Annotated in this window: 5 protein-coding genes; all 5 read left to right on the forward strand. The window is 72.0% G+C overall.

Features of this window, described 5'->3' with window-relative positions:
* Positions 1–590 (forward strand): serine hydrolase domain-containing protein (locus tag CHF15_RS42570; RefSeq protein ID WP_143681777.1); only part of this gene is annotated, 590 nt, incomplete at its 5' end.
* 317 nt (positions 591–907) lie between these two features.
* A complete protein-coding gene (locus CHF15_RS42575) occupies positions 908–1,672 on the forward strand; it encodes a thioesterase II family protein (RefSeq protein WP_089229326.1) in 765 nt (254 codons plus the stop codon).
* A gap of 209 nt (positions 1,673–1,881) precedes the next feature.
* Positions 1,882–4,698 carry a helix-turn-helix transcriptional regulator gene (locus CHF15_RS42580; protein WP_245939356.1) on the forward strand — a complete coding sequence of 939 codons (2,817 nt, stop codon included), beginning with the start codon at positions 1,882–1,884 and terminating at the stop codon, positions 4,696–4,698.
* A gap of 26 nt (positions 4,699–4,724) precedes the next feature.
* Positions 4,725–5,225: a PH domain-containing protein gene (locus CHF15_RS42585; protein WP_089229327.1), complete on the forward strand. Its 501-nt coding sequence runs from the start codon at positions 4,725–4,727 to the stop codon at positions 5,223–5,225.
* Positions 5,222–6,793 (forward strand): PH domain-containing protein, encoded by a 1,572-nt coding sequence (locus CHF15_RS42590; protein ID WP_089229328.1) that lies wholly within the window; start codon positions 5,222–5,224, stop codon positions 6,791–6,793. The genes CHF15_RS42585 and CHF15_RS42590 overlap by 4 nt, the downstream gene beginning before the upstream one ends.
* Positions 6,794–7,044 lie beyond the last annotated feature (251 nt).

The raw sequence follows: 7,044 nt of genomic DNA on the forward strand, positions 1-7,044 counted from the left end.
ACTACCAGCAGCGGATCCTCACCCCGCTGAACCTGAAGAACACCTCCTACGTCCACCCGCGGACCACCATCTCCGGCTCCTACGCCCACGGCTACCTGCGCCAGGACGACACCACCCTGCCCCTGGTGGACTCCACCGAGCAGACCGTCTCCTGGGCGCAGTCCGCCGGCGCGGTCATCTCCAACGCCGCCGACCTGAACCGGTTCTTCTCCGCCCTGGTCACCGGCAAGCTCGTGCCCGCCGCGCAGCTCCAGCAGATGATGGCCATGGTCCCGGTCAACGCCGACGGCACCCAGTCCTACGGGCTGGGCCTGCGGGCCAGGAAGCTGTCCTGCGGCGTGACCGTCTACGGCCACACCGGTACCGTCCAGGGCTTCTACACCTACGCGTTCACCACCGCCGACGGCAAGCGCAGCATGACGTCCATGGCGAACACCTCCAACAACGGCACCGTCAACACCATCCTGGGCGGCACCCTGGAAGCCGCGTTCTGCGGCACCACCACCGCCAAGGCCACCACCCTCAAGACCACCGAGGGCGAGACCTACACCGAGGACATCGCCCCCCAGATCGTCCGCCACAACCGGTAGTCACCACCACCGGTGGTCACCACATCCGGTTGACCCGGACCGCCGCCGCGTACCCGCACATCCCCCGGCGGGTGCGCGGCGGTTCCTCGTGCCGGGACGCGTCTCCGGATTCGCCGCCCGGTCCCGTGGGGAGATCGCGGACTGGCCGTACAGGACACCGCCCAGGGGGGTTTCCGCTCCTTGTAGGGGTGCTGATTAGGGGTACTCCCCGCTTTGGCCGCTCTGCTAGACATGGCGCTGTGAAGGAAACGTGTTCATGCCCGCAGCGCATGGAGCACGCGATCGCATCCGGACGTTGAGTGGAAAGTTTCAGTCAGTTGACAGAAAACTTGGTCTCCAGTCGCTGGATCCGCCGCTACCATCCGTCGGAGGGGGGCCGGGTCCGACTGGTCTGTCTGCCGCACGCCGGTGGCTCGGCCTCGTTCTACTTCCCCATGTCCCAGGCCCTCGCTCCGGCGTCGGACGTCCTGTCGGTGCAGTACCCCGGGCGGCAGGACCGCAGGGACGAGCCCGGCATCACCGACATGGCCACCTACGCCGACGCGCTCACCAGGGAACTCCTGCCGTGGATCGACCGGCCGCTGGCCTTCTTCGGGCACAGCATGGGTGCGGTCCTGGCCTTCGAGGTGACGCGGCGGCTGGAGCGCGAGCACGGCGTCACCCCGCTGCGGATCTTCGCCTCCGGACGCCGCGCGCCGTCGAGCCACCGCCACGAGACGGTGCACCTGCGCGACGACGACGGTGTGGTCGCGGAGATGCGTGAACTCAGCGGAACCGATTCGAGGATCCTCGGGGACGAGGAGATCCTCCGCATGGTGCTGCCCGCGATCCGCAGCGACTACACCGCCATCGAGAACTACCGGGCGACACCCGGAGACCGCGTGAGCACCCCCATCACGGTGCTGACCGGAGACGCGGATCCGAGGACCACCCGCGAAGAGGCGGAAGCCTGGGCGCAGCACACGACCGGCGAGTTCGAAATTCACTGTTTCGCCGGGGGCCACTTCTTCTTGGCGAACCATCAGGAAGCCATCATGAAGCTCGTCTCCGAGGGACTGACCTCGGACGCTCGAACGCACTGACCAGGCGCTTCGGGCAAAAACGGGGGCGGAACCCGCCGGACATCGATGTCACGGCGGACAACCGCATGGGGCAGGGCCACAACAACGGCCTGGCAGTCTGCACGAGCCCCACGGTGCACAGGTGACAGGACGGCACGGTACGGGCCCACCGGCACGGCGCGCTGTCGTCACGTCCTCCGTAGACATGTGGTACCGGGAGGGGAAACTCCGTGTCGGCAAGGCTGATCGAGCGCGAGAAGCAGCTGGGCACCCTGAACGAACTCCTCGGCAGCGCGATGCGCGGCCGGGGGCGGGTCGCCGTGATCAACGGGGCCGTCGCCAGCGGGAAGACCAGTCTCCTGCAGCAGTTCACCGACGAAGCCCTCTCCGCCGGGGCGCTGGTCCTCGAAGCCTCGGGATCCCGCTCCGAACGGTATCTGCCGTTCGGCATCCTGCGAAGGATCCTCGACAGCGCGGGACACCTCTCGCCGGAGGTCCACGCGTACGCCGCCGAACTGCTCGACCTCGCCGCGGAGGAGACGGAGCAGGCCGCGGAGGGCACCGAGGCCGGTATGCGCGTCATGCCGCATCTGTCCACCGCGCTGCTGCGGCTCGCCCGGAACCGGACCATCGTCATCGCCGTCGACGACGTCCACCACGGCGACGAGCTCTCCCTGCACTTCCTGCTCTGCCTCGCCCGCCGCGTCCGCCAGGCCCGCGTGCTGATCGTGCTCACCGAGGCGGTGCGGCTGCGACCCGCGCAGCTCGCCTTCCACGCCGAGCTGCAGCGCCAGCCCAACTGCACCAGCCTCCGGCTCCGCCTCCTCACACCCGACGGCACCGCGGGGGTCCTCGGCGACCACCTGCCCGAGGCGACGGTACGGCGGCTCTCGGCCGAGATCCACCAGACCACCGGTGGCAACCCGCTGCTGCTCGAAGCCCTGCTGGAGGACGGTCCCGCGGCCGCGCCCGGCGACACCTTCCGGCAGGCCGTCCTCGACTGCCTGCACCGCGGTGACCCCGAGATGCTGACCGCCGCCCGCGGCGTCGCCGTCCTCGGCGACGGCTGCTCCGCCGTACAGCTCGGCCACATCGTCGACCTGCACGTCAAGCCCACCGAGCAGGCCCTGCAGGACCTCGAACGCTGCGGCGTACTCCACCAGGGAGCCTTCCGCAGCCCTGCCGCCCGCGAGGCCGTCCTGGACGCGGCGCCGCCCGCCGCGCTGTCCGCGCTGCACCTGCGGGCCGCCAAACTGCTCCACCACGAGGGCGCGGCCTGTCTCGACGTGGCCCGCCACCTCGTCGCCGCCCGCAAGAACGTCGAGGAATGGGCGATCCCCGTCCTGCAGGAGGCCGCGGAGTACGCCCTCATCGACGACAAGGACGAACTCGCCCTGCGCTGCTGGGAACTGGCCGTCGCCTCGTGCCCCGAGGGCCCGCGGCGCGCCGCGCTCAAGTCCCGGCTGGTCAGCCTGGTGTGGCGCAGCAGCCCCGCCGCCGCCGAGAGCCACCTGCGGCAGCTCTGCCGCGAACTGGCCGCGGGCCGGCTCTCCGACCGCGACGTGATCCAGGCCGTGTCCGCGCTGGTGTGGATGGGACAGATCGAGGGCACGGGCGAGGCGCTGCGGCACCAACTGGTCTCCGCGGACCCGGCGTACGCCCCGGCCACCCTGGCGACCGCACGGACCTGGCTGACGGCGATCAGCCCGCCGCTCGCCGCGCTCCTGACGGACACCGGCCCGGCCGCTGGTCCACGGCCGAGCGCCGCGGACGCGCGGGTCGCCGGCGGACCGGCGGCGGCCTCCTACGACGCGGCGGACTGCGCCTACGTCCAGGCCGCCGAGGCCGTCCTGACCGCCCTGCGCGAGCGGCGGGCGGACGCCGCCATGTCCGAGGCCACCCAGGTCCTCCAGCGCTACCACCTCGGCGACCGGACCGTACAGCCCCTCGTCATCGCCCTGCTGACCCTCGTCTACGCGGGCCGGCTCGACCTGGCGCTGGCGTGGTGCGAGCGACTCCTCGGCGAGTGCTCCGCGCGCAACGCCCCCACCTGGCACGCCGCGCTCGGCGTCGTCCGCGCCGAGATCGCCCTGCGCCGGGGCGACCTGCCCGGTGCGGCGGCCCAGGCCCGTCAGGCCCTCTCCCGGATCTGCACCCAGAGTTGGGGCGTCGGCATCGCCCTGCCGCTGTCCATCCTGATCGAGGCCGAGGTCCAGATGGGCAACCACGAGGAGGTCATGAACCTGCTCGAACAGCCCGTCCCCGAGGCGATGTTCTCCACCTTCCTCGGGCTCCACTACCTCAGGGCGCGGGGCCGCTGCCACCTGGCGACCGGCCGCTACCACGGCGCCCTGCGTGACTTCCTCACCTGCGGCGAGCTGATGGAAGCCTGGGACATGGACGCCGTGGAGCTCGTCCCCTGGCGGCTCGACGCCGCCGAGGCCTGGCTGGCCCTCGGCAACACCGGACGCGCCCGCGAGTACGCCGAACAGCAGAGCCGGCGCGACACAGGAATCGAAGGCAGCCGCTCCCGGGGCGCGCTGCTGCTCATGCTCGCCCGCACCGGAGGCGACCTCACCTACCGCCTCAAGCGGCTCACCGAGGCCGTCGAGGTCCTGGAAGGCGGCGAGGACCGGCTGCAGTTCGCCGTGGCGCTGGGCGAACTCGGCCAGGCCTACCGGGCGCTGGGTGACTTCAACCGGGCCCGGATCCTCGTCCGCAAGGCCTGGCACGTCGCCAAGTCCTGCGGCGCCGAGCCGCTGTGCCGGCAGTTCATGCCGGGCGGCCAGGCCGGCGCCGAGCCCGCCGAGGGGGCCGGCCGCGAGGCCGAACTCCCCAAGGAGACGGAGGTCCTGTCGGAGGCCGAGGCACGCGTGGCGCTGCTGGCCGCGCGCGGTCACACCAACCGGGAGATCGCGACCAAGCTCTACGTCACCGTGTCGACGGTCGAGCAGCACCTGACCCGCATCTACCGCAAGCTGCACGTGAAGCGGCGCCGGGACCTGCCGGCCCGGCTGTCCGACCTGAGTCTCACAGGCGCCGCCTGAGTCCGCGGACGGTCGAGGAGGCGACAGTGGAGCGCACACACGACGTCGGGCTCAGGCCCCCGCGCCATCGCGTCGACCGGCGCGCGCCCGCCTGGTGGACACTGCAGGCGGCCGTGCTCGCGCTGCCGCTGCCGCTGGTGTTCGGCGCGCTGTACCTCTTCATCCCGCCCGCGCGGTTCGTCTTCGTCTGGCTCTTCCTCGCCTTCCTCGTGCCCGGCGTCGCGTACATGGCCGTCATGCCCGTCTGGCGCTACCGGGTGCACCGCTGGGAGGTCACCGAAGAGGCCGTCTACGCGGTCTCCGGGTGGCTCTGGCAGCAATGGCGGGTCGTGCCGCTGTCCCGCGTCCAGACCGTCGAGACCCTGCGCGGTCCCCTGCAGCAGCTCTTCGGGCTCTCCGGGGTGACCGTCACCACCGCCTCCTCCTCCGGCGCCGTGCGGATCAAGGGCATCGACCGGAGGATCGCCCGGGATCTCGTCGAGCACCTCACCAGGGCCACCCAGGCGACACCGGGAGACGCCACATGAGCCGGGTCGGCGCAGGCGCGGCAGGGGACGCCGGGTGGCGCCGGCTCAGCCCCCGCCTGCTGCTGGTCAACCTCGGCATGCTCTCCGGGCCGCTCGCCCTGTTCGCCCTCACGCTGCTGCTGACGGGCGCCGGCCTCCAGGCCCTGATCTCCCTCGGCTCCCTGCTGACCACCTTCCTGGTGATCACCTGGATCGGCACGATGCGGCTGCTCACCACCCGCTTCCGGATCGCGGACGAACGTGTCGAACTGCGCTCCGGAGCCTTCTTCCGAAGCCACCGCTCGCTCCCCGTCGACCGGATCCGCAGCGTCGACATCCACGCCAAGCCACTGCACCGCCTGTTCGGCCTCGCGTCCCTGCGCATCGGTACCGGCGGACAGGGCTCACCCTCCGGCCGCGAACTGCGGCTGGGCGGCGTCACCCGGAGCCAGGCGGACGAGATCCGCCGGCTGCTGCTCGACCGGCGCGACCGGGCCCGGGCCGGAACCCGGCCCTCCCGACCCGGCGAGGCGGGCCACGGCCCCATCGCCGAGACCGACTGGGCCTGGCTCCGCTACGCGCCGCTGAGCCTGTGGGGGCTGGGCGCGGTCCTCATCGGGGTCGGCACCGTGGCCCGCGCCCTCGGCGAGATGAGGATCAACCCCCTGGACCTCGCGGCCGTCACCCACCTCCGGGACCGATTCGGGTCCGTGCCCTGGTGGTTCGGTGCCCTCATGGCCGTACTCGTCCTCCTCGTCACCGGCGCGGCGCTCTCCACCGCCGCCTTCGTCGAGGGCTGGGCCGGCTACCGGCTGGAAAGGGAGGGGGACGACGCCTACCGGGTCCGCCGCGGACTGCTCGTCCACCGGTCCGTCACCCTGGAGCGGCGCCGTCTGCGCGGTGTCGAACTCACCGAGCCGATGCCGCTGCGCTGGGCCGGCGCCGCCCGACTCGACGCCGTCGCCGGCGGCCTCGGCAGCAGCGAGCAGAACCGCAGCCGACGCCCCCTCACCCCGGCCGTGCCCCGGCAGGAGGCCCTGCGGGTCGCCGCCGACGTCCTCACGGAGGAGCGGTCCCCGACGGAGACCGCGGACCTGCGCCCGCACCCCCGGGTCGCCCTGCGCCGCCGGATCAACCGCGGCCTGCTGACCCTCGCGCCGCTCGTCGCCGCCCTGCCGGCACTCGGGTTGTGGCTCGGCCCCGCGGCCGTGCACGCGGCCTGGATCACCGCGCTCCTCGGAGTCCCGGTCGTCCTCGCGCTCGCCCACGACGCCTACCGCGCCCTGGGCCACGGCCTGCGCGACCGCTACCTCGTCGTCCGCGCGGGCACCTTCGCCCGCCGCACCGCCGCGCTCCAGTGCGAAGGAGTGATCGGCTGGAAGATCACCCGCTCCGCCTTCCAGCGCCGCAACGGACTGCTGACCCTCGGCGCGACCGTCGCCGCGGGCGACGGCTGCTACAAGGTCCGGGACGTCGGCGTCGCCGACGGACTCGCCCTCGCCGAGGAGGTCGCACCCGGGCTCCTCGCCCCCTTCGTCGAACGCGTGCCCGCGACCGAACCCGAGATGCCAAGGGCCGCCCGGCCGTAACGAAATACATCCCGGGGAGCTCATTTCCCGTACCCGCGGCAGCACTTCCCGGGAATTCTCGCCGTTCTTCCCGTTCTTTCTTGCAATTGCCTCCGCTCTCCCCGCATCCTGGTGAAGCCGCACGTCGAACGGATTGAGTCCGGGATCCCCGACTAGGGGCCCGTAGGGGATTGTTAGGGGTTTCTCCCCCTTCCCGTGCATGCGAGAGTGACCCCTGGTCTTGGGTTCTTGTCCGGGGGTAATGGAGCGTG

It is taken from the genome of Actinacidiphila glaucinigra (assembly GCF_900188405.1).
Classification (GTDB): domain Bacteria; phylum Actinomycetota; class Actinomycetes; order Streptomycetales; family Streptomycetaceae; genus Actinacidiphila; species Actinacidiphila glaucinigra.